Source organism: Alishewanella sp. HL-SH06, from assembly GCF_052656265.1.
The window spans coordinates 2,227,058-2,253,526 of sequence record NZ_CP199752.1 but is presented as its reverse complement, the minus strand read 5'-3'; the positions used below and the strand labels follow the sequence as shown (position 1 = coordinate 2,253,526).

Here is a 26,469-nt window from a genome sequence, read left to right as displayed (position 1 = left end):
GCATGAATTTACAAACGTTTTCTGATAGCAACGCTTTAAACCAAGCCTTTGCTCAGCAACTATTGACTATTCTTAGCACGGCGATTGCCGAACGTGGCCAAGCGACGCTGGTTGTTTCGGGTGGCCGTACGCCATTAGCGTTATTTAGCACTTTGGCCAATACGGAGCTAGCTTGGGATAAAGTGACCATTTTACTGGCCGATGATCGTTATTTACCCACCAGTGCTGAGCACAGCAACGAGCGGCTGGTTAAGGCTAATTTGTTACAACAGCATGCGGCTAAAGCACACTTTATTAGTTTATATGCCGAAGCCGCGGATGCGTTTGCTGCTGTACCGCAGATTTTGCCCCGTGTTGCGGCTTTGCCTACGTTTGATGCCGTTATTTTAGGCATGGGTGAAGATGGTCATACGGCATCATTGTTTCCGTGCAGTCAACAGTTGGCTGCAGGTTTAGCTGATGATGCACCGGCGGTTCTGGCTACAGAGCCCACCAGTGCTCCTTATCAACGGATCAGTTTAAGCAAAGCGCGTTTGTTAGACAGTCGGCATATTTTTCTGCACTTAGTGGGTGAAAACAAATATCCGGTTTTACAACAAGCATTAGCCGACACCGATCCAATGGAAATGCCCATTCGAGCATTCTTACAGCATCCATCCATCAGCATTGATGTGATGTACGCACCGCAATAGAGGTTTTAGTTATGAATCCAGTGATTCAGAAAGTTACCGATCGTATTATCGCCCGCAGTAGTAAAAGTCGTGCTATTTATTTAGAACGGTTAGAGCAAGCCCGTCAACAGGGCCCACACCGTGGTGTCTTGAGTTGCGGTAACTTAGCACACGGTTTTGCTGCCTGTAGTGCCAGCGATAAAGCGGATTTACGCAGTCTAACTAAAGCTAATATTGGCATTATCTCGTCTTATAACGATATGTTGTCGGCGCATCAACCTTATCAAACGTATCCAGACATCATTAAAAAAGCCGTTAATGAGATCGGCAGTGTTGCCCAGTTTGCTGGCGGTGTTCCTGCCATGTGTGACGGTGTCACCCAAGGCCAACCTGGCATGGAATTAAGTTTACTCAGCCGCGACATTATTGCGATGTCTGCTGCGGTAGGCTTATCACACAATATGTTTGATGGCGGCTTAATGCTCGGGATCTGCGATAAAATCGTTCCGGGTTTATTAATGGCAGCGTTGAGTTTTGGTCATTTACCTTTTGTGTTTGTTCCTGCCGGCCCGATGCCATCAGGGATCCCAAATAAAGAAAAAGCGCGCGTACGTCAGCTTTATGCTGAAGGTAAAGTCGGTAAAGAAGAGCTTTTAGAAGCGGAAGCCGCGTCTTATCACTCTGCTGGAACCTGTACTTTCTACGGCACGGCCAATTCGAACCAATTAGTGGTGGAAATGATGGGCCTGCATTTACCTGGCTCGTCTTTTGTTAACCCCAACACCCCGTTACGTGATGAATTAACCAAGGCGGCAGCTCGTCAAGTAACGCGTTTAACAGCGCTAGGTAATGACTATTTACCTATCGGTAAATTGGTTGATGCAAAAGCCATTGTTAACGGTATCGTGGGTCTGTTAGCCACGGGTGGTTCAACTAATCACACTATGCACTTGATTGCGGTTGCGCGTTCAGCCGGTTTTATTGTGAATTGGGATGATTTTGCTGAGCTGTCAGATGCGACGCCGTTGTTAACGCGCATTTACCCGAACGGCCAAGCAGATATTAACCATTTCCAATATGCCGGTGGTATGGCGTACTTGATGCGCACTTTATTAGATGCCGGCTTATTACACGAAGATGTGCAAACGATTGCGGGCCCAGGGCTACGTCGTTATACCCAAGTTCCGGTATTACAAGACGGCAAATTAGTTTGGGTGGATGGTCCAGAGCAATCATCTGATGATGATGTTTTAACCTCAGTGGACAAACCCTTTAAAGCTCATGGTGGCTTACAAGTGTTATCCGGTAATGTCGGTCGCAGCGTCATGAAAACCTCTTCACTGCGTCCAGGCACCGAAATTGTTAAAGCGCCAGCAGTCGTTTTCCACAGCCAGCATGAATTAGACGCGGCGTTTAAAGCCGGTGAATTAGACAAAGACTGTGTTGTTGTAGTGCGTTTCCAAGGTCCAAAAGCCTGTGGTATGCCAGAGCTACACAAGTTAACGCCACCGTTAGGGGTGTTACAAGATAAAGGTTTTAAAGTGGCTTTGGTAACGGATGGTCGAATGTCCGGCGCGTCAGGAAAAGTACCAGCAGCCATTCACGTCACACCAGAAGCCTTAGATGGCGGTAACATTGCTCGTATTAATAATGGCGATATGCTGTTAGTGGATGGCGAAAGTGGCAAGTTAGAAGTGTTGGTCGATGCTAAAGAGTTTGCCGCAAGACCGGTTGCAGTAGCAGACATGGCACCGAATTTATACGGTATGGGCCGTGAAATGTTTGGTGCCATGCGTCAGCAACTTACTGGGGCTGAGCAGGGTGCATGCAGCTTATTTATTACGGAGGAACACCTGCATGGCTGACACTCGTAAATTTGCCATCGTCGCCGATATTGGTGGCACAAATGCCCGCTTCAGCCGGGTTGCATTAGATACCTTAGCGCTGGATAAAGTCGCAGTTTATCCTTGTGCAGATTTTGCAACCTTAGCCGATGCATTATCGCACTATCAACAGCAGCAAGGATTAACTGCGTTAAAAGATGTTGCTATTGGTATTGCTTGCCCCATTAACGGTGATGAAGTTCGGATGACGAACTTTCATTGGCAATTTTCGATTAAGGCCATGCAAGCCGGCTTGGGGTTAGATACGCTGCTGTTAATGAATGACTTTACCGCTGTTGCCATGTCATTACCGGCGTTGGCTGAGGACCAAAAAATTCAGATTGGTGGTGAAGCCGCTAACCCTGCACAGCCTATGGCCGTGCTGGGTGCCGGAACGGGCTTAGGCGTGGCGCATTTAGTGCCTTTTGGCCAAAAGTATATACCGTTACCGGGTGAGGGCGGCCATGTTGATTGGGCGCCACAAACTGAACAAGAGTGGTTTATTTATCAACAATTAGCTGCTGAGCATGAGCATGTATCACCAGAGCGCCTGTTATCTGGCCCTGGTTTAGAAGCCATTTATCGTGCGCTAGCGGCTTATCAAAAAATCGACACGCCCCCTTTAACTGCCGGTGAGATTGGCCAACAAGCGCTCAGCAACAGCTCAGCGTTAGCTGTAGCAACAGTTGAACAATTTTATGCCAGTCTTGGCAGCATTGCCGGTAATTTAGCATTAACGCTCAGTACTTTTGGTGGCGTATACGTGGCCGGAGGCATTGTACCGAAACTTCTACCCTTGTTAGGTCGCAGCGAATTTCGTCAACGATTTGATGCAAAAGGGCGCTTTAGTGGCTTCAACCGGCAAATACCGGTTTTCATTGTTACAGCCGAGCAACCCGGTTTATTGGGTGCCGCGGTTTATCTAAAACAAACATTGGCGGGTTAATTTATGGCATTTTCTAATTGGCAACTACAACCATCGGTGTTGTTTGCTATGGGTCCTGTAGTTCCAGTAATCGTTATTAAAGATATTAATGACGCTGTTCCGTTAGCCAAAGCATTAATTGCCGGTGGTATTAAGGTGTTAGAAGTGACATTGCGCACTCCACAAGCGTTAGCGGCCATTAAACTTTTAGCTGAAGAAGTGCCAGAGGCGGTTGTCGGTGCCGGTACAGTGACCACTGCAGAACAATTAGCTCAAGTCATCGCAGCAGGTGCAAAATTTGCTATCAGCCCAGGGTTAACCGAAAACTTGTTAATTGCCGCCAAAGAATCCAGTATTCCGCTGATCCCCGGCATTGCCACCATTTCAGAGTTAATGCAAGGCACTGTCTTAGGCTATACCCACTTTAAATTTTTCCCTGCAGAAGCTGCTGGGGGCGTGAAGAACCTAAAATCAATTTATGGTCCTTTTGCCGATATTCGTTTTTGTCCTACCGGTGGTATTAACGAGAAGAACTATCATGATTACCTGGCTCTACCGAATGTCAGTTGTGTTGGCGGTTCATGGATAGTACCTGATAGCGCAGTCGATGCTAAAGACTGGGCGACCATTACCGCGCTAACGGCCAAAGCCGTTGCCGAGGCAAAATAAGGTAACAACAAACCGGCTTAGGCCGGTTTCTTGTTTTAAGCACATTTAAAAGCACTGTGCTTTTGAGTTTTACCGACAAAACACGTATAGTAGCGCACCATTTTTAGCTGTTTTAACCCTGTAACGGACCCTTTTCTGTGATTTCAACCAATAACATTACCATGCAGTTCGGCGCTAAGCCGTTGTTTGAAAATATTTCGATTAAATTTGGCGATGGCAATCGTTATGGTTTGATCGGCGCGAACGGCTGCGGCAAGTCGACATTCATGAAGATTTTAAGTCGCGAGCTTGAACCTAGCGCGGGTAATGTTTTTGTTGAGCCTAACTTTCGCGTAGCAAAACTGCATCAAGATCAATTCGCCTTTGAAAAGTACACCGTTATTGATACGGTGATCATGGGGCATGCAGAGCTATGGTCGGTGAAGTCAGAACGCGATCGTATTTATGCCGAGCCTGAAATGACTGAAGAAGATGGCATGAAAGTCGCCGATCTGGAAGTCGCTTTTGGTGAGATGGATGGCTACTCTGCTGAATCGCGGGCCAGTGAATTATTATTAGGCGTGGGGATCCCGATTGAGCAGCATTATGGTTTGATGTCGTCAGTCGCGCCAGGCTTCAAATTACGTGTTTTATTGGCCCAGGTGTTATTTGCTGATCCCGATATCATGTTGCTAGACGAACCTACCAACAACTTGGATATTAATACGATCCGTTGGTTAGAAAACGTGTTGGCTGAGCGTAATTCCACCATGGTCATCATCTCGCACGATAGACACTTCTTAAACAGCGTCTGTACGCATATGGCTGATTTAGACTACGGCGAGTTACGCGTATTCCCAGGCAACTATGATGAATACATGACGGCCGCCACGCAAACACGTGAGCGTTTGTTATCGGATAATGCCAAGAAAAAAGCGCAAATTGCCGAACTCCAAACGTTCGTCAGCCGCTTTTCTGCCAATGCGTCAAAAGCACGACAAGCCACCAGTCGCGCTAAACAAATTGATAAAATTCAGTTAGAAGAAGTGAAAGCCTCAAGCCGTGTTAATCCGTTCATTCGTTTTGAACAGCAAAAACAATTGTATCGTTTAGCGTTAGAAGTGGAAGACTTAAGCAAAAACTTTGGTGAACTACAACTATTACGCCAGTTAAAAATGACCATCGAAGTCGGTGAAAAGGTCGCCATCCTGGGCCCGAACGGTATCGGTAAATCAACCCTGTTAAAGTGTTTAGTGGGTGATCTCAAACTAGATAGCGGTACGGTAAAATGGTCTGAAAACGTCTGTATTGGTTACTATGCGCAAGATCATGCACATGAATTTGCAACTGACATGACGTTGTTCGATTGGATGAGCCAATGGAAACAACCCTCAGATGACGAACAAGCGATTCGTGGTGTTTTAGGACGTTTACTATTCTCACAAGATGACATCAAAAAGTCCGTTAAAGTGTTATCGGGTGGTGAGCAAGGCCGTATGTTGTTCGGTAAACTGATGTTATTAAGACCGAATATTTTGGTGATGGATGAACCGACTAACCACTTAGATATGGAGTCGATTGAGTCACTTAACTTAGCCTTAGAGCATTACAAAGGAACCTTGTTGTTTGTCAGTCATGACCGTGAGTTTGTTTCTTCGTTGGCCAGCCGTATTATCGAAATCACCGACAAAGGGATGAGTAACTTTGCCGGTAGTTACGAAGAATATCTGGCGCAACAACTCGCCTTACAATAACCACTTAACGGCTGGCATAAAATGTTTATATTATGCCAGCCCTTGATATTGAATATTTTGCCTCCATGTCATTGTTAATAGGCTAACATTTCTTGTGCATTAACTATTAGGGCTTGTTGACGTTTTCTGTTTAGATTTTGTTCGTTTGGCGATGTTTTGATCGCGAAACGAGGAGTGTAATTTTGTTATTCTAAATAAACGACGAGAGACAAAGAGCAAAGCATCGCCAGACGAACCCTTCGGGCAGCGTGTGGCTGGCATTTCTACTGCGTTATAGCTTGTTTATGTAGAATAACTACACGGCACAAGCTCTGCCTTGTATAAATACCAGCCACTCAGCTGCAAAAACAACCAGCAAACGTCAACAAGCCCTAGACCAAGGAGAGAAAATGAAGATCAATATAGGTATTGAAGAAGAACAGCGTAAAGCCATTGCTCATGGTTTATCGGTATTACTGGCAGATACTTATACGCTGTATCTGAAAACACATAATTATCATTGGAATGTTACGGGGCCAATGTTTCAAACCCTGCATACATTATTTGAAACCCAGTACACCGAGTTAGCGATTGCCGTGGATGATATCGCCGAGCGGATCCGGGCTTTAGGTGAATTTGCGCCAGGCTCTTATAAAGCTTATGCCGGTTTAACCAGTTTAAAAGAAGCAGACGGTATTCCAACAGCGGAAGAGATGATTAAAGACTTAGTCAAAGGCCAAGAGGCCATTGCTAAGACTGCTCGCTCTATTGTGCCCGTGGCAGACGGCGCTTCAGACGAAGTGACGCTGGATCTGCTGACGCAGCGTATGACAGTACATGAAAAAAATGCGTGGATGTTACGTAGCTTAGTGGCGTAATCTCTTCATCTTCACCTGTGATTAGAGGAGCCTTTGGCTCCTTTTTTTCTGTCTAAAAAGTAAACTTTGGTCTAATTTTGCAATTTATCGTGGAAATCAGCTAATTCATCTGGCACTCTGGCCATCCAGAAGTGTAATGCTTTTTTGACTGAAATTGGCTGATCCACCGTGGATCTGTTTGAAAACTCAACCCGAATAGGTTTACGCATGCAAAAGATCCTTTCTGTTTTCTGCTATACCGTACTGTTATTACTCACTCCCTCAGCCTTTGCGGCTGCCGCTGGTCAACTAGAACTGACACAATCGATGGTTGGCTATGTGTGTATCGGTATTTTCGTTATCGCTTATGCACTGGTGATGGGCGAAGAAAAACTGCATATGCGCAAATCCAAGCCCGTATTAGTTGCGGCCGGTTTAATTTGGATGTTAATTGGTTGGGTTTATATTCAGCAGGGGCAACCCGAAGTCACGCAGGTGGCATTTCGGCATAATTTGCTCGAATTTGCTGAGTTAATGCTTTTTTTATTAGTAGCGATGACCTACATCAATGCCATGGAAGAGCGGCGTTTATTTGATGCGTTACGTTCTTGGATGATAAAAAAGGGCTTCAGTTATCAAAACCTGTTCTGGATCACCGGCTTTTTATCCTTCTTTATCTCACCGGTAGCCGATAACCTGACCACGGCTTTGCTGATGTGTGCTGTGGTGATGAAAGTGGCTGAAGGCGATAAAAAATTTATCAATTTATGCTGTGTCAATATTGTGGTCGCCGCTAATGCCGGGGGCGCTTTTAGTCCGTTTGGTGACATCACTACGCTGATGGTGTGGCAAGCTGGTTTATTACATTTTCAAGAATTCTTTGCACTGTTTATCCCATCTTTAGTTAATTTCTTAGTCCCGGCCATAGTGATGAGTTTTTTTGTCGAAAAACGTCAACCCAGTGCGTTATTAGAAGAAGTGGAATTAAAGCGCGGTGCACTGCGTATCGTGAGTTTATTTCTCATCACCATTGCTACTGCGGTAAGTTGTCATACCTTCCTGCATTTGCCCCCGGTACTGGGCATGATGATGGGCTTGGGTTATTTACAATTTTTTGGCTACTTTTTACGGCAAACATTACCGGGTTCATTGGCGCGCAAAAGAGCAATGGCTGAACGTACCGGTGATGTGGAACGTTTAAAACGTTTAGGCGGCGTTGTGCCATTTGATGTGTTTAGTCGGGTACAACGCGCTGAGTGGGATACCTTATTGTTTTTTTACGGTGTCGTGATGTGTGTGGGGGGCTTGGGCTTTTTAGGTTATCTTGGCTTGATGTCTGATATTCTGTATACCCAATGGGGTGCGACAAATGCCAATATCGCTTTGGGCGTGATCTCGGCCGTGATCGATAACATTCCGGTGATGTTTGCGGTACTGACCATGCAACCTGAGATGTCACACGGTCAATGGCTATTAATTACCTTAACCGCCGGGGTCGGCGGTAGTTTACTGTCGGTAGGCTCTGCGGCAGGGGTGGCCTTAATGGGCCAAGCCCGAGGTTACTATACCTTTTCTGGGCATCTAAAGTGGGCGCCGGTTATTGCTCTTGGTTATGCCGCGTCCATTGTCACGCATCAATGGATTAATGCCGGTTTATTTGAGATTTATGGTTAAGCTTTTGGCCGCTAACTGTGGGTAAAACATACACAGTTGGCGGTTTTTATCACTCTTTTTGCCTTTCTGAGCTAAAATTTCTAAGTATTTTAGCTAAAACCTTGTAAAATCAAAACTTGAAGTAACACTTATACTTACCTTAATGTAGGTTATGTAGTGTCTAAGCGTAGGTTAAAACGGAGAAGGTCGAATGAATGCGTTACAGTATGCGCAAAATGTGCAAGAGCTGTTTTCTTTACCGGATAGTTATTTCCGGGTTAAAGAGCTTATGGATTCAGACACCGCAAATCTTGATGATATTGCCGATGTCATTCTGCTTGATCCGGTATTAACGTCAAAAATTCTAAAACTGGCTAATAGTGCGGTTTATCGTCTGCCTTACCAAGTTGAAACCATCAACAAAGCGTTATTGGTATTGGGTAAAACCCAAGTCTATAACTTGATCCTCAGTATTGGTATCAGTACCGCCTGCAGTAAATTAAACACGCAAGCGATTGACACCGAACGTTTTTGGGAACAAAGCGTTAATGCGGCATTAATTGCTAAATATTTAGCACAGCGTATTGGCTTAAAACATCCCGATCGCGCTTATGTTTCTGGTTTATTACATAATATTGGTGAGTTAGTTGTTGTGCAGCAAAACGCCGAAGTGGCTGCAGCTTGTCAAGAATACACCGATGAAATGAAACCCTGGCAACTACAACAAAAACTGCTTGGCTTTAGCTATGCCGCTTGCGGTGCAGAATTACTGAATATGTGGCAGCTGCCCGATTCCATCGTAGAGCCACTTGCTCTGCAAAATAATACCCATTATGAAGCGCGATCACTTGATGTGCTTGTAGTGCATCTTGCTGTACGTTTAGCCTTAGCTAATCAGCACCCTGAGCTTTATAATATGCAAACGCTGGTCGATCCCTACTTATTAGAAGTACTGCAACTGGCGCAGGCGGATTTGATTAAAGCGATCGATTTTTGTAATACCGAAGGCTTGTTCGTGTTGTCCATTTTAAACCCTAGGATCAGCACCATTTATTAAATCAATTTACTGCCATCGACAGGTGGCAGTGGTCATTTTCGGATTAAATCATGTCTGTAACACCATCAAACAAGCGTCCTCTTTACACAGGCTACGCAGGCTCAGCATTACTTGAAACGCCATTATTAAACAAAGGCAGTGCTTTCACCCGAGAAGAGCGCTCCACCTTTAATTTAACCGGTTTACTGCCACCACGTTATGAAACGATTGAAGAGCAGGTCAGTCGTTGTTATTTGCAGTATCGCAGTTTTGATGATGCCATCAACAAGCACATTTATTTACGGGCGATCCAAGATAACAATGAAACCTTGTTTTATCGTTTAGTGCAGCAGCATTTAGAAGAAATGTTACCCATTATCTATACCCCCACAGTCGGTGATGCTTGTGAGCAATTCTCTGATATTTATCGCAGCTCGCGCGGCTTATTTATCAGTTATGACGATCGCTACAATTTGGACGATGTGCTGCGCAATGCCACTAAAGCGAAAGTTAAAGTTATTGTCGTAACGGATGGTGAGCGAGTGCTAGGTTTAGGTGACCAAGGTATCGGCGGCATGGGTATTTCCATCGGTAAGCTATCGCTGTATACCGCTTGTGGTGGTATTAGCCCGGCTTATACGTTGCCGGTGATGCTGGATGTCGGGACCAATAACGAAAAGCTGTTAAATGATCCGATGTACATGGGCCTGCGGCAAAAACGGGTTGCGCAAGAACAGTATAACGAATTTATTGATTTATTTATGACTGCCGTTAATCGACGTTGGCCTGATGCGATTATTCAATTTGAAGATTTTGCGCAGCCTAATGCCATGCCGATTTTGCAGCGTTACCGTGATCAGGTATGTTGTTTTAATGATGATATTCAAGGTACAGCAGCCGTTACCGTGGGAACCTTACTTGCCGCTTGCCGCTCTAAAGGCGTGTCGTTGCATCAGCAAAAAGTGGTGTTTGTCGGTGCGGGCTCTGCGGGTTGTGGTATTGCAGAACAAATTATTAGCCAAATGGTTGCAGAAGGTGCAACGGAGCCACAAGCGCGTAGCCAGATTTACATGGTCGACCGTTTTGGTTTATTAACTGAAACGATGCCCGATTTACGTGATTTTCAACAAGCCTTAGTACAACGCAGCGAAGCGATCAGTGATTGGAGCTTCAGTGGCGATTACCCAAGCTTACTGGATGTCATGCACTGTGCAAAGCCCACTATCCTAATTGGGGTGTCTGGCCAAGCGGGCTTATTTACCGAGCAAGTGATCCGCGCCATGAAAAAAGGCTGTGACACACCGATTATTTTCCCATTGAGTAATCCTTCACGTCAGGTCGAAGCCACACCAGAGCAAGTGATTCATTGGACTGACGGTGACGTGATTATTGCTACGGGGAGTCCTTTTGCCCCCGTGACTTATCAGGGTAAGCAACATCTGATCACCCAATGTAATAACAGTTATATTTTCCCTGGTATTGGCTTAGGCGTGCTGGCTGTAAAAGCCCGTTTGATCAGTGATGACATGCTACGAGCGGCCAGCGAAACCTTAGCGGCGAACTCACCGCTGGCAAATACCGGGCAGGGCGGGTTATTACCAAATTTCACTGCGCTGGCAGAATTAAGTAAGAAGATTGCTTTTGCGGTTGCCAAAGTGGCGATCCAGCAGGGTTTAGCGCTAGAGATAGACGATAACGTGCTACAGCAAAAAATTGAACAAAATTTTTGGCAGCCACAGTATCGTTCCTACCGTCGTGTAAGTAACTAATCTACTCACCATCACGCCGTTATAGTTAACGTTAGCGGTGTGATGGTTAGCTAAAGACAGTGTTAATTGGCTACTAAAGCGCGTTTTGCAAGTTTACGTAGGTAAAAGTTACGCTTTATCGGAACTGTTCGAATAATGCTGCACGTCAGGTTGAAGTTAAATTAGTTGGTATAGTGGCGATCACCGCCTGATTGCGACCATTATTTTTGCCGATATATAATGCCTCATCAGCATACTTTACCCATTGCTGCAGTGACTTTACAGATAAGGGCAAGCTGGCAATGCCCATAGTTGCACTGATGGTGAGTTGTGTGCCCTGATACTTACAACCGTCATGCTGTAAGAGCTGTAAAAACTGCTGGCAAAAAACCTGAGCATCCATAGCATTACAATTCGCTAAGGTGAGGACAAACTCTTCGCCACCCCAGCGTCCCACGATATCAGTACCACGAATTCGCTGGCTTAATAACTTGGCAAAATGCTGCAGCACCACATCGCCCGCATTATGACCGTATTGGTCATTGAGCATTTTGAAGTAATCAATATCAATTAATACCAGGCTGACGGCTTGATTTTCACGGGCAGCATGGGCTAAAAGGCGAGAGAAATTCTCAGCAAACCCATCTCGATTTAAGAGATTTGTTAATGGATCGTGGTCGGCCCGATTTTTCAATTGTGTTGCCAACGACTCTAACTCTTGCGTGCGCTGTTTAACTAAGTCGTGTAAGCGAACATTTTGTCGGCGTAAACTGGCTTCGCGTAACCAAACAATTAGCACAAACAAGGCCAGTAAAGACACAATCAACAACAGCCAGATCCACACAGAATAATACCAAGGTGCCGCAACACTAAATGTTAAGCGTAATGGCGCTATGGTGTTAAAACCACGGCTGTTTTGGCCTTCAATTTCTAATTGAAACTTGCCTGGCTTCAAATTGACATAGCGAATTTCACGGCTATTATTCAGTGCTGACCACTGATCAGATAAGCCAATGAGTCGACTTCGCGCGCTATTCAGCTCAGGCTCCCAATAATCCAATACCGCAAAACGAATAATCAGCTCGTTAAACGCATAGGGTAATTCTAAATTTTCATTCAGGACGTCAAACTCACGCGTTAAATCAACACCATCAACAATCAACTCGGTAAGCACCAGGCGCGGCGGTTGAAACACTTCTTGTTCTGGCTCGTTATTCAGCACCACAGCACCAATGGCGGTCCCAAGCACCATTTCGCCATCGGCAGAAATAGAATAGGCATTACGCTGCATAGTAAGATCGGGTAAGCCATCGGCTACACCATAACTAACAAAACGCTGGAGTTGAGAATCAAAACGAGCTGGACCATTGTTGGTAAGAGCCCAAAGCTGGCCGTGTGCATCAAAAAAGGCACTATTTATATATGGGCTAGGTAACCCCTGCTCTGGCATGTAATGCAGCAAATTGTTATTGGTTTTATCAAATTGCCACAAGCCGTATTCAGAGCATAACCACAAGATGCCGTTATCTTCGGGTAAGGCACAGCCAAAGCCATCAATATCATCTTGGATCGGCAGAGTAAGCCGAGACCAACGCTCCTGCGCAGCATTGTTAACAAATAAGCCTGAGTAGCGACTGGCAGCATAGCGTGGTAAACCGTCTTGCACACTTATTTGATGAATTAAATCCCCATTGATACCGTGAATATCACTGATAACCATTTTTACGTCTTGTTTATCAGATTGCCAGATTAACATCCCTTGCTGCCACAAACTAAAATAGAAGGTCCCGGTAGTACTGATAAAGAGGTCGGTTACGGCAGTACTATTAATATTAGCTAAATCAAAGGGACGCGTTTCTTGGGTCAATTGTTCATCTTTAAAATGGAACAAACCAACATCGGTAGCGAGCCAAAGCACATCATTTGCATCGCTGTAGAGCCTAAAAACTTTACGGATCCCAGTTTGCCAGCCAAAGTCAAATATTTGCCATTGCTGTTTTGGATCACGGCGTAATAATTGATTGGGCGTTGCAAGCCAAAGATTACCCGTTTTGTCATGGTAAACCGCGCTTATGCGTTTTAACGCCGCTTCTTGCAAGGTAGCTGGCATAGTGAGAGCTAATGGTTTAAAAACCGAGTGTTGTGCCAAACCAACAAAGATTCCGCGATCACGCGTGCCTACCCATAATTGCTTACTGCTGTTCTGATGTAAGCTGCGTACATCGGCATTAGGTAAAAAATTGTAATTGTTATTGTTTTTTAGCCAAGTCAGTGATGGGATATCAAGTAAATATAAGCCATCTGAGGCACCCACCCACAATCTTCCAGGGCTTAATTCGGCTAAAACATTACCGCGAGGGGTCGGCAAATCTTCTGGCGTTTCTATTTCAGTAAAACACTGGCACGCTGCCTGGTAAAGAAATAAGCCTTGAGAGGAAAGTGCCCATAGCTGATTATTGATATTCGCAATATTTCGCACTTCTCTAGCGCGATCGGCTACCAACTTATTTAAAGCAGGCAAATCGAGCTGTGTATAAGTTGACAGATCTGAATTGAGTTTAACGATACCGTTGGAAGTGGCAAACCAAATCGCATTATCAAATTCGGTAATACCCCAAATGCGCTGGCCATTTAACGGATGATTGGTCTGGTTTAGCGCAAAACGCGTGAGGCGATAAGGTTGATCAGGGTAAATAATATTGACACCACCTGCGGAGCCAATCCAAATACGATCTTGGCTGTCTGAAAATATTTCTTGAACACGATCAGAGGCTAACGCATTGTCATCAGTGCTATCGGCTTTAAAATTAATGCGCTCTTTAGATTGCTGTTTGAGTAAGAATAAACCTTCACCCCAGCCACCCAGCCACATGTCTCCACGTTCAGTAAACACCATGCGGTTGATATTTAGGCGGTTATATTCGTTTGAATCGGGTACCAACCAATTGGTGCTCCTGTAACCATCAAAGCGAATCAAACCATCGGTATCGCTGGAAAACCACAGAAGACCTTGTTTATCCGCTTTAATATCATAAACAGAAGCTTGTCGTGCTAACAGGGGATCATCTATTGGACTAAATTGATAATCAAGGCTTAAGACAGTTGGGGAGCAGAGCAGCATCAGGCATAGAAACCCTCTTTTTAAAATATGCTGCATGCAGGGGAATACATCCATTTAATTCGACCCGTTGTTCATACTATAAGTATACCGTTCAGACAATGTAAGAATCATCACTGATCTCTAATGTAGCAGTTAACCCAGACTGAAAAAAAATTATCACTGTTAGTAAGCGTTTAAGTATCAATTTCTATCAGCATATCGTGTTTTAAAAGGCAAGCCAAACGCTAATTTGCAATATTTCGCGCGCAATTTAACTCGCTTCGTTTTAAACACTAAAACTGTTAATATTCCCTAAGTTGTCTTCGCTCTCTGAAGGGTTCTCTAAGAACAACGTAACGCTGTTTTGTGCTGGCCGTCACAAAATAGGTAGTCAGCTTTGCGCGTTCGGCCCGTGCAGTAGAGTCGTTGTCAGTATGAGAACAAGATGGTTAGTCGCAAGTGGCTTGTTAGCAAGCGGGTTGCTCAGTGTGTTCGCCTTTGCCGCAGAACCGACCAATTTTGAACAAGCGAAAGTGTTATTAAAACAGGTATATCAAGATAAACCTCAAACATTTTATTGCGATTGCCCTATCAGCTGGGTAGGACGCAGTGGCGGTAGAGTTGATCATGCTGCTTGTGGTTTTGCGGTTTATTCACCAAAAGGTTTACCCAGTGCCGCCACCTTAGCTCGCGCGGCGCGCTCTGAAGTAGAACATATCATCCCAATCTCATGGGTGGGTAAACAATTACAGTGTTGGCAAAAGGGAGGCAGAAAAAACTGTCAACAAAACGATCCGCTGTTTAATCGTATTGAAGCGGATTTATTTAATTTAACTTATGCGGTTGGTCAAATTAATGGTCTGCGCTCGGATCTACCATTTGGTATGGTTAGCACAACACTAACCGCGCAATTTGGCCAATGCGACCTAAAAATCGATACCCAAAACCGTAAAGTTCAACCGAAAATGACTATTCGTGGCGATATTGCCAGAGTCGCATTTTATATGGCAGACCGTTATAACCTGACACTTAGTCGCCAAGATCAACAATTGTATATGGCGTGGCATTTGCAGGATCCGGTATCGGAGATTGAACAACAGCGACATGCTCGTACCGCCGCGTTAACCGGCAGAAGCAATCCCTTTATTTCGGGGGCAGAGCAATGGTCGCTGGGTTATAAAACGAGAGGGGATGGTTTAGTGGTCAAAGAGCAACTCGCTGCAGCAGCACCTAGTGCCAGCATGGCAGTTACGCCGATTTATGGTAATCGTCGCTCAAAAATCTATCACCGACCTGATTGTCCTAATTATTTAAGTATGGCGGTAAGCAATCGCGTGAGTTTTGATACGGTCTTAGAAGCTGAAGCGCAAGGCTATCGACAAGCAAACAATTGCCCAAAGTAACCCACTGGAACTTTTAACCATTAAACACTCTAATAAGTGTCTCATAGAGGGGGAATGTTGTGATGATTAATAAAAACTTTTTAGAAAAGCTGCTGCAATCCGGGCTTGGTAATACCAGCCGTTCTGCAACAAGTGGTGGTGTGAGTGACATGCTAAAAGGTAAGGGCGGTGCAGCCTTGGCTGGTGGTGCTTTAGGGTTGCTATTAGGGAATAAAAAAGGCCGAAAGCTTGGCGGTAAAGTGTTAACTTACGGTGGTTTAGCCGCGGTTGGTGTACTCGCTTACAAAGCTTATACAAGTTGGCAGCAATCGGAGCAGACGCAAACAGCACCTGCGGCACAATCGTTAGAAAACCTGAGTGCTGCAGAAGCCGATGAGCACAGCAAAGCTATTTTAATTGCGTTAATTGCCGCGGCCAAAGCAGATGGTCATATTGATGATCGTGAACGACACATCATTGATACCGAAGTGGCTAAACTAACCGCCGATCAGGCGTTACTGTCTTTTATTGATCAGCAATTACAACAACCTTTAGATCCTGCCAATGTGGCGAAATATGCGACCAACAGAGACATCGCCGTAGAAATGTATCTTGCCAGCGTATTGGTAATTGACGAAGAAAGCTTTATGGAGCGCAGTTACCTAAATGAACTTGCCAAACAATTAGCCTTACCCGAAAGTTTACAAAATGAATTGCAGCACCAAGCAAGACAAGCGCAGCAGCTTACCGCGGCTCAAACTTAATAAGGTATCAGGCAACGTAAAAAAAGGCGCTAAACGCTAAACCTAGAGGGTATTACGCTTAACGCGCCTTATTTTTACAAACCAAAAACTTTAAAATCTTCTTGGCTGTGTCTTTCAGCCAAATGCGGCTCAGGCCCAAAAGTACGATTAACAATATAACCACGCTTTACCGCAGGTCGCGCGTCAATCTGCTTGGCCCAGCGTCGTACATGAGTGTAGCTATCAACACTTAAAAACTCTGCCGCATCATACAAACGGCCTAATACTAAAGCACCGTACCATGGCCAAATGGCCATATCCGCAATCGTGTATTCTTCACCGGCAATAAACTCATTGTTGGCCAACTGCTTATCTAATACGTCTAATTGCCGTTTTGTCTCCATAGCATAGCGATCTATGGCATATTCAATTTTCTCGGGAGCATAAACATAAAAATGCCCAAAGCCACCGCCTAAGAAGGGCGTACTGCCCATTTGCCAGAATAACCAATTAAACATTTGCGCACGGGCTGAGGTGTCTTTGGGTATAAATGCCTGAAATTTTTCTGCCAAATACAGCATGATGGATGCAGATTCAAACAACCGTGTTGGCGGAGTAGTTGAATAATCCATCAGAGCGGGGATTTTAGAATTGGGGTTAACGTCAACAAAGCCACTGCTAAATTGATCGCCCTCACGAATATTCACTAACCAAGCATCATAATCTGCTTGTTCAAAGCCTGCGGCCAACAACTCTTCTAATAAGATACTGACCTTAACCCCATTCGGTGTGGCCAGTGAATACAGCTGTAAAGCATGTTCCCCCTTGGGCAAAGCTTTATCATGCGTCGCCCCCGCGATAGGGCGATTGACATTAGCAAAGGCACCACCATTAGCTTGCTGCCATTGCCAAACTTTGGGGGGGTGGTAAGTGGATTGACTCATAAAGCTTTCCTTATTGGGTGATAACGGCTCTGCCTTGCTGCATAAAACAGGGCATTGCCATGAAATATCTTATGCTCGGGTTTTCATATAACGGTCTATCTGAGGGTGCGGCTAAAAAATTTAAAGTGCGGGTTTAACGAAATCAGCTAAATGGGCTTGATATCGACAAAGTTAAACACCAACACCCTATAACTGGCCAAAGTAACTAAACATCTTAGCAAAGTAAAAAATAGCAATTTACGCTGCTGAATAACCAAGGAATAAGCCAGTGACAAATAGCGCTTCGCTAGGTTAATCAGCTAATTAGATAACATGAGCTAACAAATTTGTCATGTTCAGCGTTTTGTCATGTTAAGCTATTAATATAAGTAGATTGACGCTAAAGGAAATAGGCCGTGCTCACACCATTAACCGGAATTTTATTATTAAGCTCAAGTGCAGCGTCGGCAGATATTTTGCCGATGGAACAATGTCTTGGTCAAGATGATCTACAAAGGTTGGCTTGTTACGACCGCTTAGTGGAAGCGCAACAAAAAGCTCGCTTAGTTGCTGAAGCTAAAATTGAAACCACGCCTTCGATAGAGGTGACTCAAGTTGAAGAGGCAGCACCCATTCCGGTAGCGACTATTTTGCAAAGCCTTTGGGAGCTGGGTGATAATGAAAAACGCGGGCCATTTGTGGTGCGTACTTATCAGCCAAACTTCTTATTACCCGCACATTACACGTCGTCGATTAATCGGCAACCGCAAAGCCCAACTTTAGGTTTGGCTGATTTACAAGAGAATTACAAACCAATAGAAGCAAAATTGCAGGTGTCTTTACGCGCGAAGATGTTAGAAGATGTATTATTGCCTAATGCAGATTTATGGTTTGCTTACACTCAAACGTCGATGTGGCAACTTTGGAACTCGCAAGACTCCGCCCCCTTTCGTAGCACCGATTATCAGCCTGAAGTCATTTACGTTATTCCTACTGCAAAATATCTGGGTGATCTGCCGCTAGGTTGGAGTATGCAAATGCTCCAACTTGGCTTTGTACACCAATCTAACGGACAAAGCGAACCCATGTCGCGCAGTTGGAATCGTATTTATGCCGCAGCGGCTTTCGAACGTGACCAAGTGGGTTTTAGCGTTAAAGTGAATCGGCGTATTCCAGAGCAAGCCGATGATGATGACAACCCTGATCTGACCTCTTTTTTGGGTACCACTGAATTACAACTCAGCTGGTTACCGGGCAGCGCGACCGCTTCTTTAACGCGCAAAATGAGTTGGAATGACTTTTCGAATGGCTCATGGCAATTAGACTTAACTTACCCAATTGATAAATCAAAAGCCGATGGTTTACGGGTACACTTGCAGTTGTTTTCAGGTTATGCCGAAACCTTACTGGATTATAATCATCGGCAAAATAGCATTGGTTTAGGCTTTATGCTGTTTAACTTTTAACGAAGCCCTCAGCCATTATGCAGTTTCGTTGGCTAACATCACTTAACAGTATCCCGGCGGGTGCTTGGGATGCCTTATTTGAGCCAACCGAGTTGTTTGCTAAACATGCCTTTTTGCTTGCTTTAGAGCAGGGGGGCAGTGTGGATGGCAACAGCGGCTGGTTTAGCCGTCATGCTAGTTTATGGCAAGACGATCAGTTGATAGCGGTGATCCCGGGTTATCTAAAAACGCATTCTTATGGAGAGTATCTATTTGATTGGCCCATGGTGCGCGCCTATGAGCATTATCAATTGCCTTATTATCCTAAATGGATATCAGCTATTCCCTTTACGCCCGTTACTGGCTCGCGGCTGGCGGTATTACCCTGTTTAGATTGGCAAAGTATTGCCAGCCTATTAATACAAACCGTTTTAGCTGACATTGCACAGCAAGGCTGGCATAGCGCGCATTGGTTTTATTGCCACTTGCCACTGCAACAGCTTTTACTCGACCAACAATGCTTACCTCGACACGAAGTGCAGTTTTTATGGCAGAACCAGCAATATACTGACTTTTCAGATTTTTTAGCGGCATTGTCTTCACGTAAGCGGAAACAAATTCGACAAGAACGAAAAAAAACGCAGCAATTACCGCTGCAGTTTAAAACGTTGCAAGGCATCGATATTACCCCAGCGCAATGGCAAAGCGTGATCGCCTGTTATCAGCAAACCTACCAAGAGCGCTCAGGGCATAATGGCTACATTAGCGCCGAAAGTTGGTGGCAATTACTCAGCAGTATGCGAGCGCAGATCGTGGTATTTGCGGCTTTCACGCAGGATGAACCTGCGCAATTGGTTGCTGCAGCTTTGTGTTTTCAACTCGGCGATACCTTGTATGGCCGTTATTGGGGTGCGTTAGCGGATTATGCATTACTGCACTTTGAATGCTGTTATTATCAAGGTATCCAGTATTGTATTGAACACGGTTTACGCTACTTTGATGGTGGCGCGCAAGGGGAGCAAAAACTCAGAAGGGGGTTTAGCCCGGTTTTACGTTACGGTGCATGCTGGTATCGACCCAATATATTAAGTTCGGCTATTGAGCAATATTGCCAAAAAGAACAACAACATTGCCAACATATGTTAGCTGCCGCCAGTGAGTTGTTGCCATATAGTCAGGCTAATAGCCTCGCGGCTTTTTCAGGAAAATAATACCTTATGTTTTTGATTGATCAGCTGATCCTTTTGGCCGCCGTATTAATTTTGTTGGGTATTTTCTCCAGTAAAATCTCTGCCCGCTTAGGTTTACCTATGCTGGTACTGTTTTTACTGGTTGGCATGTTGGTTGGCGAAGACGGCATTGGTCGTATTGCGTTTGACAACCCGCAGGCCGCGCATGCCTTAGGCACCTTAGCCTTGGCATTGATCTTATTTGACGGCGGCTTACAAACACCCCTGAAGTCGATTAAGCAAGTCTGGAAACCGGCGTCCATGTTAGCCACCTTTGGCGTATTGGGCACGGCCGTGATCACCGGCGCAGCCGCCAGTTATATCTTAGATATCAGTTTACTTACCGGTATGTTATTGGGGGCTATTGTCGGCTCTACCGATGCCGCGGCTGTTTTTTCTTTATTGCGTAATGCCGGTATTCATTTAAATCCACGTTTAAAATCTACACTGGAAATTGAAAGCGCCTCGAACGATCCGATGGCGATATTTTTAACCGTAGGGTTGCTAGAAATTTTAGTGAATGATATGCAGCCGGGTTGGCCTTTACTGCAACTGTTTGTCATGCAAATGGGTGTAGGTGCGCTTGTCGGCATAGCAGTAGGTTATGCGGTATTAAAGGTCATTAATCGTATTCACTTACAAGCCAGCGGTTTGTATCCTGTGCTGGTTACCGCAGCAGGTTTATTATCTTTTGGCGTTGCAGCAAACACCGGCGGCAGTGGTTTTTTGGCCATCTTTATTTGTGGTGTGTTAATTGGGAATACCCCATTTGCTTTTCAACGAACGACCTTTTTATTCCATGACGGGTTAGCCTGGCTTAGTCAAATTACCATGTTCGTTGTTCTGGGTTTGTTAATTAACCCCAGCTCGTTATTAGACGTTTGGTGGCAAGGTATTTTAATTGCTGCGGTATTAGTGTTTTTGGCAAGGCCCATTACCATATTGCCTATTTTAACCTTATTTGGCTTTAATCGGCGTGAAATGACCTTAGTCTCTTGGGTAGGTTTACGCGGTTCAGTACCGATTATTTTAGCTATTTTTCCGTTGATGTTTGGTTTAGCCGATGCAGAATTGATCTTTAACGTGGTGTTTTTCGTGGTATTAATCTCTGCCACCTTACAAGGTTCAACCTTAGCTTGGGTGGCACGGCGCTTAAAACTGATTGAGCAACCCACGGCTCAAGCGCCCGTTACGTTAGAAATTACCGCTTTAGGTGATGTTGATGCCGAGATTGTAGAGTACAGTTTGTCTGAAAACTCGCGAGCCGCTTATCGACGCTTATCTCGCATGGCATTACCTGAGAGCGTGGTCGTTGCGATGATTAGCCGAGGTGATAAAGTGATACCACCACGGGGCTCCACGATTTTACACCCGGGTGATCATTTGTTTGTTGTGCTGCATGTTGATTACAAACATTTTGTTGAGCAAGCCTTTGCCGACAAAGGCTTTCAGTTAGCTAGGCCTATAGGTGAGTTGCGCATGAAAGGGGCGACTAAGCTGAGTGATATTGATTGGTGCTATGGCTATGGCGTTGCTTTAAATCAAGGCCGTGACGATCTAACCTTAGAAGCCTTGTGTATTACTCAGCTTGGCGACAATGTTGCCGATCAAGCCGAATTTGAGTTTGCCGAGCGCCATTTTCAGATCGTTGAAATGGTCGGCGAACGAATTGTTACGGTGCGGATTAAACCTTTAGCTAGCGCTAGCAGCGCTGAATAATCTTATTTTGCCTTTGCGACGCACTTAAGGTGCAGCGCTTTAATTTGTTATAGGAACAACCGTCATGGCTAAAAAGTTTAACGCCGAATCGCGGCACTATATTTTAATTGCCGCGCTGTTATTGGCGCTTTATGGCAGTTATTTGCTGATTGCGCCCTATGTGGGTGCTTTGGTGTTAGCTTTTGTTTTATCGTTACTGTGTTTCCCGCTGCATCAATGGATTGAACAAAAATGTCCCGGTAAACCCAATTTGGCTGCAAGTTTGTCCTGCTTATTGTTAGTGGTGGTGATTATCGTGCCTATTACGATTGTGTTTATGGCAATAGTGCAACAGGGCGTCATGTTTACCAAGCAAAGCTACACTTGGTTAAATGGTGGTGGAGCAGAGCAGTTGCTGCAACATCCGTATTTATTACAAGCACAAACCCTGGCGGCTGAATATTTACCAGGCGATGGCTTTACTGCCAAATCAATAGTTGAAAAAATGACTGAGTTTGCTTCTGGTTTTAGTCGTGAATTGTTAGATCTCAGCACAAAATTGGTAGGCGATATCACCGGTTTCTTATTTGGTTTTGTGTTGATGCTTTTTATTCTGTTTTTCTTGTTACGTGATCACGACAAAATTGTCGATACCTTGCATTGGGTGATCCCGCTATCACGCTCACAAGAAGAAGCGTTATTAACTGAAGCAAAAACGGTGGCTCGCTCAGCTGTTTTAGGATCGGTCTTAACCGCCATTGCTCAAGGTATTGCAGGGGGCATTGCCATGGCCATTGTCGGCTTTCCCGGTTTATTTTGGGGAACCATGATGGCTTTTGCGTCGTTTATTCCCGCCATTGGTACGGCGCTGATCTGGTTGCCGGCAACGCTTTATTTGCTACTCACCGGTGACTGGCCTTGGGCTATCTTTTTAGCCGCTTGGGGGATTATCGTGGTGGGCTCTATTGATAATGTGCTACGGCCGATCTTGATGCAAGGTAGCTCAAACATGAGCACCTTATTGATTTTCTTGTCATTGATTGGTGGGATCCAATTGTTTGGCTTAATAGGCGTCATTTATGGGCCGATTATTTTTGCGTTAACCTTGGTGTTGTTGCGGCTTTATACCATTGAGTTTAAATCCTTTTTAGAAAAACAAGACAATAGCTAACAGCGCTGACTAGCGTGGTTTGTACCTAGGCTTAAACTACACTCTTTTTGGCGAGTTTAGGCCTTACATCTGCGCGACTTTATGTTATAACTGCGGCTATTATTCTTTAATATTTGTTTAAATGCGCCTACTTATTCCTATTAGCTTAACATTGCTACTCAGTGCCTGTGCACAGCAACCTGACTTAGGACCTGACCTAGCCACTGTTGTTGATGACAGGTCGTTAACTCAGCCTGCGCTGTTATCACAAGTTTCTTATAGCAGCTTATTACCCCTCGCCGCGGCTGTTCCAGAATCGGCCAGCAAACGCATTAACTACGGTACAGGCGCGCTGCAATATGGCCAGTTGTTTTTACCGGCGAATGGCTCGAACACGCCGGCACCGCTGCTAGTCTTTGTGCATGGTGGTTGTTGGTTAAATGCCTATGATATTACACACAGCCAGGCCTTTAGCTATGCCTTAGCCCAACAAGGATATGCGGTTTGGTCTATTGAGTATCGGCGAACCGGAGATGAAGGCGGCGGTTGGCCAGGCAGTTATCAAGATATTATGCAAGCTTTACGCTACATTCCTTACTTGCCCCGCAAGCAACTGGATCTTAGTCGTGTTGTGCTAGCCGGGCATTCCGCTGGCGGGCATTTGGCGCTCTTGGCCGCCAGTGAAGTCACTATGACACCTGCATTAAAAGGCGTCATTGGGCTGGCCGCGATTACCGATGTAAAACGCTACAGCCAGGGTGAAAATGGCTGTCAAAAAGCGACACAAGGCTTCTTTGCCGGTGATCTACAAAGCCAAGCAGAGGCTTACCAACAAGCTAACCCGGTAGAACAACCAATACCTCAATCAACCTTACTGTTACACGGCAGTGCAGACAGTATCGTTCCGATTGAGCAGGCCAGTGACAGTGGTTTACCGATGTTGTTGGTACCCGACGCGGGGCATTTTGATTGGATCCATCCACAAAGCGCTGCGTATAACCAATTTTTACTTTCTTTAAATGAGCTGATTTCGCCGTGAATTATCAAGAACTGCTGCAATTAGATCAACAAGACCCGTTACACAAACTGCGTGAAGCTTTTGTGTTACCAGACGACACCATTTATCTCGATGGTAATTCTCTTGGTCCAATGCCGAAAGTGTGTGCTGAACGTGCGCAAGAGGTGTTACATCAGCAATGGTCACAAGACTTAATCAAAAGCTGGAACACGCATCAGTGGATTGAACTGCCCAGCAAAGTAGGTAGCAAAATTGCCGCCTTAATTGGTGCGGCACCAGAGCAAGTGATGTGTTGCGACTCTACCTCTATTAATTTATTTAAGGTACTAAGCAGTGCCTTACTGTTGCAACCCAAACGCCGTATTGTGTTATCACTTAATGGCAACTTTCCAACCGATCTTTATATGGTTCAAGGCTTAAGCAGCTTAATTGGCGAAGATCGCTGTGAAATGCAATTAGTGGAAGAAGCGGAACTTGAGCAAGCATTAACTGACCAAATTGCGGTGTTATTACTGTCGCATGTCGATTTTCGTTCTGGCAAATTGCTTGATATGGCGCGCATGACAAAACTTGCGCAGCAACAAGGCATTTTAGTGATCTGGGATTTAGCGCACAGTGCCGGAGCTTTACCCGTCGCCTTAGATGACTGCCAGGTCGATTTCGCAGTGGGATGCGGTTATAAATATCTGAATGGTGGCCCTGGCGCACCGGCTTTTTTATACGTGGCGAAGCGGCATTTATCTAAAGTATCACAACCTTTAAGTGGCTGGATGGGGCATAAAGCGCCCTTTGCTTTCACTATTCAATATGAAAAACCTGCCGGCATCGAGCATTTTTTAACAGGTACACCGCCCGTCATTTCCATGAGTGTACTTGATGCCGCACTTGATGTGTTTGCTGACGTTAATATGCAGACTGTGCGTGCTAAATCCTTAGCATTGGCCAATACCTTTCATCAATTATTGACAAGTCATGCTGAACTTCACGAATTAACCCTGTTAACGCCATTAACAGAAGCCGAGCGGGGCAGTCAGTTAGCTTATCGTCATCCTCAGGCATATGCGTTATGTCAGGCGTTAATTAAGCGCGGCGTAATCGCTGATTTTCGCGCTCCCGATATTTTAAGATTAGGTTTTACCCCGTTATATTTACGTTATATCGATATGTGGATCGCCGTAGAAATATTAAGTGACGTGGTAAAAACAGCCGAATATTTAAAAGCAGAATATGCTGTAAAGCAAAAAGTTACCTAACTTTGCTAAAGCATAATAAACGATTATTTGCTGGCATGGCGTGATCATGCGTTAGGTGAAAACCTTGTTGTTGTGCCAGCACTAAAACCTGCTCGTGGTCACGAATACCCATTGCTGGATCCCGAGTTTTTAAACTTAGATCAAAGGCCTGATTGCTTGTGCTGGTAAAGTGCCCTTGGTAATTAAAAGGGCCATAGATACACAAGATGGCTTCTGGCTGGGTTAATTCATTAAGACGACTAAAAAAATGCTGCACCACAGGCCAAGGCATAATATGTAAAGTATTTGCGGTAAAGAGCGCATCGGCCCGCGTGACCGGCGCAGCATCTGCACAGATATCTAATGCCAAAGGCAAGGGTAAATTAGCCAAGTTAGCACGACGAATACGCTCAGTTAATGTGGGTAAATACTGCGATTGATCGGATGCTTGCCAAACTAAATGGGGTAAATGTTCGGCAAAGTAAAGCGCATGTTGGCCCGTACCACTACCAATTTCCAAAACTCGCTGATGTTTTGCAAACAATTGCTGTAAATGACTGAGAATAGTGGCTTTATTGTTTTCACAGGCCAGTGAAAAAGGTAAATCGGTGTATTTATTATCTCTGCTCATAACGTAAAGTCATACTCTGTGTGCAATAAAACAAAGCATATCATTAAAACCCTAGCGGTTTTAATGCAACAGAGGTTTTTATGTTAGGCCATACTACGGCGAATGAGCATAAATATCGCGTAAATGTTAAGCATTCTGCATAGCCCAAATGGGTTATACTGAGTGCTGAGCTCGATATAAAAAACCCTAAAAAATAGCATTTATATTGAATAAAATCATAACCTTAAAATAATTTCATTTTTTTAGGAAAAAACAGTAGCAGGTTGATAAATTATTAGCTGCTATTATGAGTTTGTAGCAAGTCGTTAAAGAGGGTCGCCATTATGAAATTATCAAAATTGTTAGTACCATTGTTGTTCATGATACCTATGACTCAAGCTGTGGAAGTTGGCCCTGCACACACCGCGGGCTCATCTTTTCATCAAGCAAGAGCAACACTAGCCACTTTTTTGAATCATATGACCTTTTCTGCTGAAGAAAAGCACTGGTTTGAACAGTCTGCGGAATCGTTAGAGAAGGTTATTTACTTTAATGGCACTGACCGCGAGGCCGCTTTAGCACTATTAGTTGAGTTAGAAATGAATACCACCTGTTTTTTACAAGTGACCGACCAAAATCAATTCAACAGACATATGGGTACACTGTATTTACTCGTGGCGGATAACGATATTAAAAAACAGAAGTTAAAACAGTTTCATGAGTTTCTACAGATCCCTGGCATCAGACCAGCAGATAACAAGCATTGTAACTAATAGCGAAATACC

22 protein-coding genes are annotated in these 26,469 nt (G+C 44.7%); 18 read left to right on the top strand and 4 right to left on the bottom strand.

Annotated elements, in window-relative coordinates; genetic code table 11:
* Positions 1 to 2: 2 nt before the first annotated feature.
* The 6 genes from pgl (at position 3) to ACUJFK_RS10355 (ending at position 6,738) form a co-directional block, all read left to right on the top strand.
* Positions 3 to 692, top strand: coding sequence for a 6-phosphogluconolactonase (pgl, locus tag ACUJFK_RS10380; protein WP_226752210.1), 690 nt, complete (start codon positions 3 to 5; stop codon positions 690 to 692).
* A gap of 11 nt (positions 693 to 703) precedes the next feature.
* The gene (edd, locus tag ACUJFK_RS10375; protein WP_226752211.1) at positions 704 to 2,536 is read left to right on the top strand and encodes a phosphogluconate dehydratase; all 1,833 of its coding nucleotides are present in this window, start codon (positions 704 to 706) and stop codon (positions 2,534 to 2,536) included.
* A complete protein-coding gene (locus ACUJFK_RS10370; RefSeq protein ID WP_445424785.1) occupies positions 2,529 to 3,500 on the top strand; it encodes a glucokinase in 972 nt (323 codons plus the stop codon). Before edd ends, ACUJFK_RS10370 begins: the two co-directional genes overlap by 8 nt.
* 3 nt (positions 3,501 to 3,503) lie before the next feature.
* Entirely contained in the window at positions 3,504 to 4,148 is a 645-nt protein-coding gene (locus tag ACUJFK_RS10365; protein WP_306178408.1) for a bifunctional 4-hydroxy-2-oxoglutarate aldolase/2-dehydro-3-deoxy-phosphogluconate aldolase, read from the top strand.
* 137 nt (positions 4,149 to 4,285) lie between these two features.
* A complete protein-coding gene (locus ACUJFK_RS10360; protein ID WP_445424784.1) occupies positions 4,286 to 5,881 on the top strand; it encodes an ABC-F family ATPase in 1,596 nt (531 codons plus the stop codon).
* A 389-nt stretch (positions 5,882 to 6,270) separates the two neighbouring features.
* Positions 6,271 to 6,738, top strand: coding sequence for a Dps family protein (locus ACUJFK_RS10355; protein WP_226752215.1), 468 nt, complete (start codon positions 6,271 to 6,273; stop codon positions 6,736 to 6,738).
* Between the two features lie 71 nt (positions 6,739 to 6,809).
* Here the strand turns inward: ACUJFK_RS10355 and ACUJFK_RS10350 are convergent, their stop codons facing one another.
* Positions 6,810 to 6,947 (bottom strand): hypothetical protein, encoded by a 138-nt coding sequence (locus tag ACUJFK_RS10350; RefSeq protein WP_445424783.1) that lies wholly within the window; start codon positions 6,945 to 6,947, stop codon positions 6,810 to 6,812.
* On the opposite strand from ACUJFK_RS10350, the gene nhaD reads away from it, so the two are divergent.
* The 3 genes from nhaD (at position 6,946) to ACUJFK_RS10335 (ending at position 11,175) form a co-directional block, all read left to right on the top strand.
* Positions 6,946 to 8,391, top strand: coding sequence for a sodium:proton antiporter NhaD (gene nhaD / locus ACUJFK_RS10345; RefSeq protein WP_445424782.1), 1,446 nt, complete (start codon positions 6,946 to 6,948; stop codon positions 8,389 to 8,391). The genes ACUJFK_RS10350 and nhaD overlap by 2 nt on opposite strands.
* Positions 8,392 to 8,581: 190 nt before the next feature.
* A complete protein-coding gene (locus ACUJFK_RS10340) occupies positions 8,582 to 9,427 on the top strand; it encodes an HDOD domain-containing protein (protein WP_445424781.1) in 846 nt (281 codons plus the stop codon).
* Positions 9,428 to 9,477: 50 nt separating this feature from the next.
* A complete protein-coding gene (locus ACUJFK_RS10335) occupies positions 9,478 to 11,175 on the top strand; it encodes an NAD-dependent malic enzyme (RefSeq protein WP_226752218.1) in 1,698 nt (565 codons plus the stop codon).
* A 145-nt stretch (positions 11,176 to 11,320) separates the two neighbouring features.
* Here ACUJFK_RS10335 and ACUJFK_RS10330 read toward each other — a convergent pair whose 3' ends face one another.
* Entirely contained in the window at positions 11,321 to 14,329 is a 3,009-nt protein-coding gene (locus ACUJFK_RS10330; protein ID WP_445424780.1) for a diguanylate cyclase, read from the bottom strand.
* Positions 14,330 to 14,688: 359 nt separating this feature from the next.
* Here ACUJFK_RS10330 and ACUJFK_RS10325 point away from each other — a divergent pair, with 359 nt between their 5' ends.
* The gene (locus tag ACUJFK_RS10325; RefSeq protein WP_445424779.1) at positions 14,689 to 15,657 is read left to right on the top strand and encodes an endonuclease; all 969 of its coding nucleotides are present in this window, start codon (positions 14,689 to 14,691) and stop codon (positions 15,655 to 15,657) included.
* 62 nt (positions 15,658 to 15,719) lie between these two features.
* Positions 15,720 to 16,400 carry a tellurite resistance TerB family protein gene (locus ACUJFK_RS10320; protein WP_445426774.1) on the top strand — a complete coding sequence of 227 codons (681 nt, stop codon included), beginning with the start codon at positions 15,720 to 15,722 and terminating at the stop codon, positions 16,398 to 16,400.
* 74 nt (positions 16,401 to 16,474) lie between these two features.
* Here the strand turns inward: ACUJFK_RS10320 and yghU are convergent, their stop codons facing one another.
* On the bottom strand, positions 16,475 to 17,323 hold the full coding sequence (gene yghU / locus ACUJFK_RS10315; protein WP_445424778.1) for a glutathione-dependent disulfide-bond oxidoreductase: 849 nt from the start codon (positions 17,321 to 17,323) through the stop codon (positions 16,475 to 16,477).
* A gap of 395 nt (positions 17,324 to 17,718) precedes the next feature.
* Here yghU and ACUJFK_RS10310 point away from each other — a divergent pair, with 395 nt between their 5' ends.
* From ACUJFK_RS10310 to kynU, 6 genes are all read left to right on the top strand, one after another.
* On the top strand, positions 17,719 to 18,768 hold the full coding sequence (locus ACUJFK_RS10310) for a phospholipase A (RefSeq protein ID WP_445424777.1): 1,050 nt from the start codon (positions 17,719 to 17,721) through the stop codon (positions 18,766 to 18,768).
* A gap of 17 nt (positions 18,769 to 18,785) precedes the next feature.
* Positions 18,786 to 19,958, top strand: a complete 1,173-nt coding sequence (locus ACUJFK_RS10305; protein WP_445424776.1) for a GNAT family N-acetyltransferase — start codon at positions 18,786 to 18,788, stop codon at positions 19,956 to 19,958.
* Between the two features lie 6 nt (positions 19,959 to 19,964).
* A complete protein-coding gene (locus ACUJFK_RS10300) occupies positions 19,965 to 21,695 on the top strand; it encodes a potassium/proton antiporter (protein ID WP_445424775.1) in 1,731 nt (576 codons plus the stop codon).
* Between the two features lie 64 nt (positions 21,696 to 21,759).
* On the top strand, positions 21,760 to 22,845 hold the full coding sequence (locus ACUJFK_RS10295) for an AI-2E family transporter (RefSeq protein ID WP_445424774.1): 1,086 nt from the start codon (positions 21,760 to 21,762) through the stop codon (positions 22,843 to 22,845).
* A 121-nt stretch (positions 22,846 to 22,966) separates the two neighbouring features.
* A complete protein-coding gene (locus tag ACUJFK_RS10290) occupies positions 22,967 to 23,863 on the top strand; it encodes an alpha/beta hydrolase family protein (protein ID WP_445424773.1) in 897 nt (298 codons plus the stop codon).
* On the top strand, positions 23,860 to 25,095 hold the full coding sequence (kynU, locus tag ACUJFK_RS10285; protein ID WP_445424772.1) for a kynureninase: 1,236 nt from the start codon (positions 23,860 to 23,862) through the stop codon (positions 25,093 to 25,095). Before ACUJFK_RS10290 ends, kynU begins: the two co-directional genes overlap by 4 nt.
* Here kynU and ACUJFK_RS10280 read toward each other — a convergent pair.
* Positions 25,088 to 25,705: a DUF938 domain-containing protein gene (locus tag ACUJFK_RS10280; RefSeq protein WP_445424771.1), complete on the bottom strand. Its 618-nt coding sequence runs from the start codon at positions 25,703 to 25,705 to the stop codon at positions 25,088 to 25,090. The two genes, kynU and ACUJFK_RS10280, sit on opposite strands and share 8 nt — an antisense overlap.
* Positions 25,706 to 26,028: 323 nt before the next feature.
* On the opposite strand from ACUJFK_RS10280, the gene ACUJFK_RS10275 reads away from it, so the two are divergent.
* A complete protein-coding gene (locus tag ACUJFK_RS10275) occupies positions 26,029 to 26,457 on the top strand; it encodes a hypothetical protein (protein ID WP_306178393.1) in 429 nt (142 codons plus the stop codon).
* The last annotated feature ends 12 nt before the right edge of the window (positions 26,458 to 26,469 follow it).

Excerpts from the sequence above, each read along its gene's own strand:
- ACUJFK_RS10300 (WP_445424775.1), top strand. The coding sequence starts at position 19,965 with ATGTTTTTGATTGATCAGCTGATCCTTTTGGCCGCCGTATTAATTTTG.
- ACUJFK_RS10295 (WP_445424774.1), top strand. The coding sequence starts at position 21,760 with ATGGCTAAAAAGTTTAACGCCGAATCGCGGCACTATATTTTAATTGCC.
- nhaD (WP_445424782.1), top strand. The coding sequence starts at position 6,946 with ATGCAAAAGATCCTTTCTGTTTTCTGCTATACCGTACTGTTATTACTC.
- ACUJFK_RS10370 (WP_445424785.1), top strand. The coding sequence starts at position 2,529 with ATGGCTGACACTCGTAAATTTGCCATCGTCGCCGATATTGGTGGCACA.
- ACUJFK_RS10305 (WP_445424776.1), top strand. The coding sequence starts at position 18,786 with ATGCAGTTTCGTTGGCTAACATCACTTAACAGTATCCCGGCGGGTGCT.
- ACUJFK_RS10290 (WP_445424773.1), top strand. The coding sequence starts at position 22,967 with ATGCGCCTACTTATTCCTATTAGCTTAACATTGCTACTCAGTGCCTGT.
- ACUJFK_RS10340 (WP_445424781.1), top strand. The coding sequence starts at position 8,582 with ATGAATGCGTTACAGTATGCGCAAAATGTGCAAGAGCTGTTTTCTTTA.
- ACUJFK_RS10365 (WP_306178408.1), top strand. The coding sequence starts at position 3,504 with ATGGCATTTTCTAATTGGCAACTACAACCATCGGTGTTGTTTGCTATG.
- ACUJFK_RS10275 (WP_306178393.1), top strand. The coding sequence starts at position 26,029 with ATGAAATTATCAAAATTGTTAGTACCATTGTTGTTCATGATACCTATG.
- ACUJFK_RS10330 (WP_445424780.1), bottom strand. The coding sequence starts at position 14,329 with ATGGATGTATTCCCCTGCATGCAGCATATTTTAAAAAGAGGGTTTCTA.
- ACUJFK_RS10320 (WP_445426774.1), top strand. The coding sequence starts at position 15,720 with ATGATTAATAAAAACTTTTTAGAAAAGCTGCTGCAATCCGGGCTTGGT.
- yghU (WP_445424778.1), bottom strand. The coding sequence starts at position 17,323 with ATGAGTCAATCCACTTACCACCCCCCCAAAGTTTGGCAATGGCAGCAA.
- ACUJFK_RS10350 (WP_445424783.1), bottom strand. The coding sequence starts at position 6,947 with ATGCGTAAACCTATTCGGGTTGAGTTTTCAAACAGATCCACGGTGGAT.
- pgl (WP_226752210.1), top strand. The coding sequence starts at position 3 with ATGAATTTACAAACGTTTTCTGATAGCAACGCTTTAAACCAAGCCTTT.
- edd (WP_226752211.1), top strand. The coding sequence starts at position 704 with ATGAATCCAGTGATTCAGAAAGTTACCGATCGTATTATCGCCCGCAGT.
- ACUJFK_RS10325 (WP_445424779.1), top strand. The coding sequence starts at position 14,689 with ATGAGAACAAGATGGTTAGTCGCAAGTGGCTTGTTAGCAAGCGGGTTG.
- ACUJFK_RS10335 (WP_226752218.1), top strand. The coding sequence starts at position 9,478 with ATGTCTGTAACACCATCAAACAAGCGTCCTCTTTACACAGGCTACGCA.
- ACUJFK_RS10280 (WP_445424771.1), bottom strand. The coding sequence starts at position 25,705 with ATGAGCAGAGATAATAAATACACCGATTTACCTTTTTCACTGGCCTGT.
- ACUJFK_RS10355 (WP_226752215.1), top strand. The coding sequence starts at position 6,271 with ATGAAGATCAATATAGGTATTGAAGAAGAACAGCGTAAAGCCATTGCT.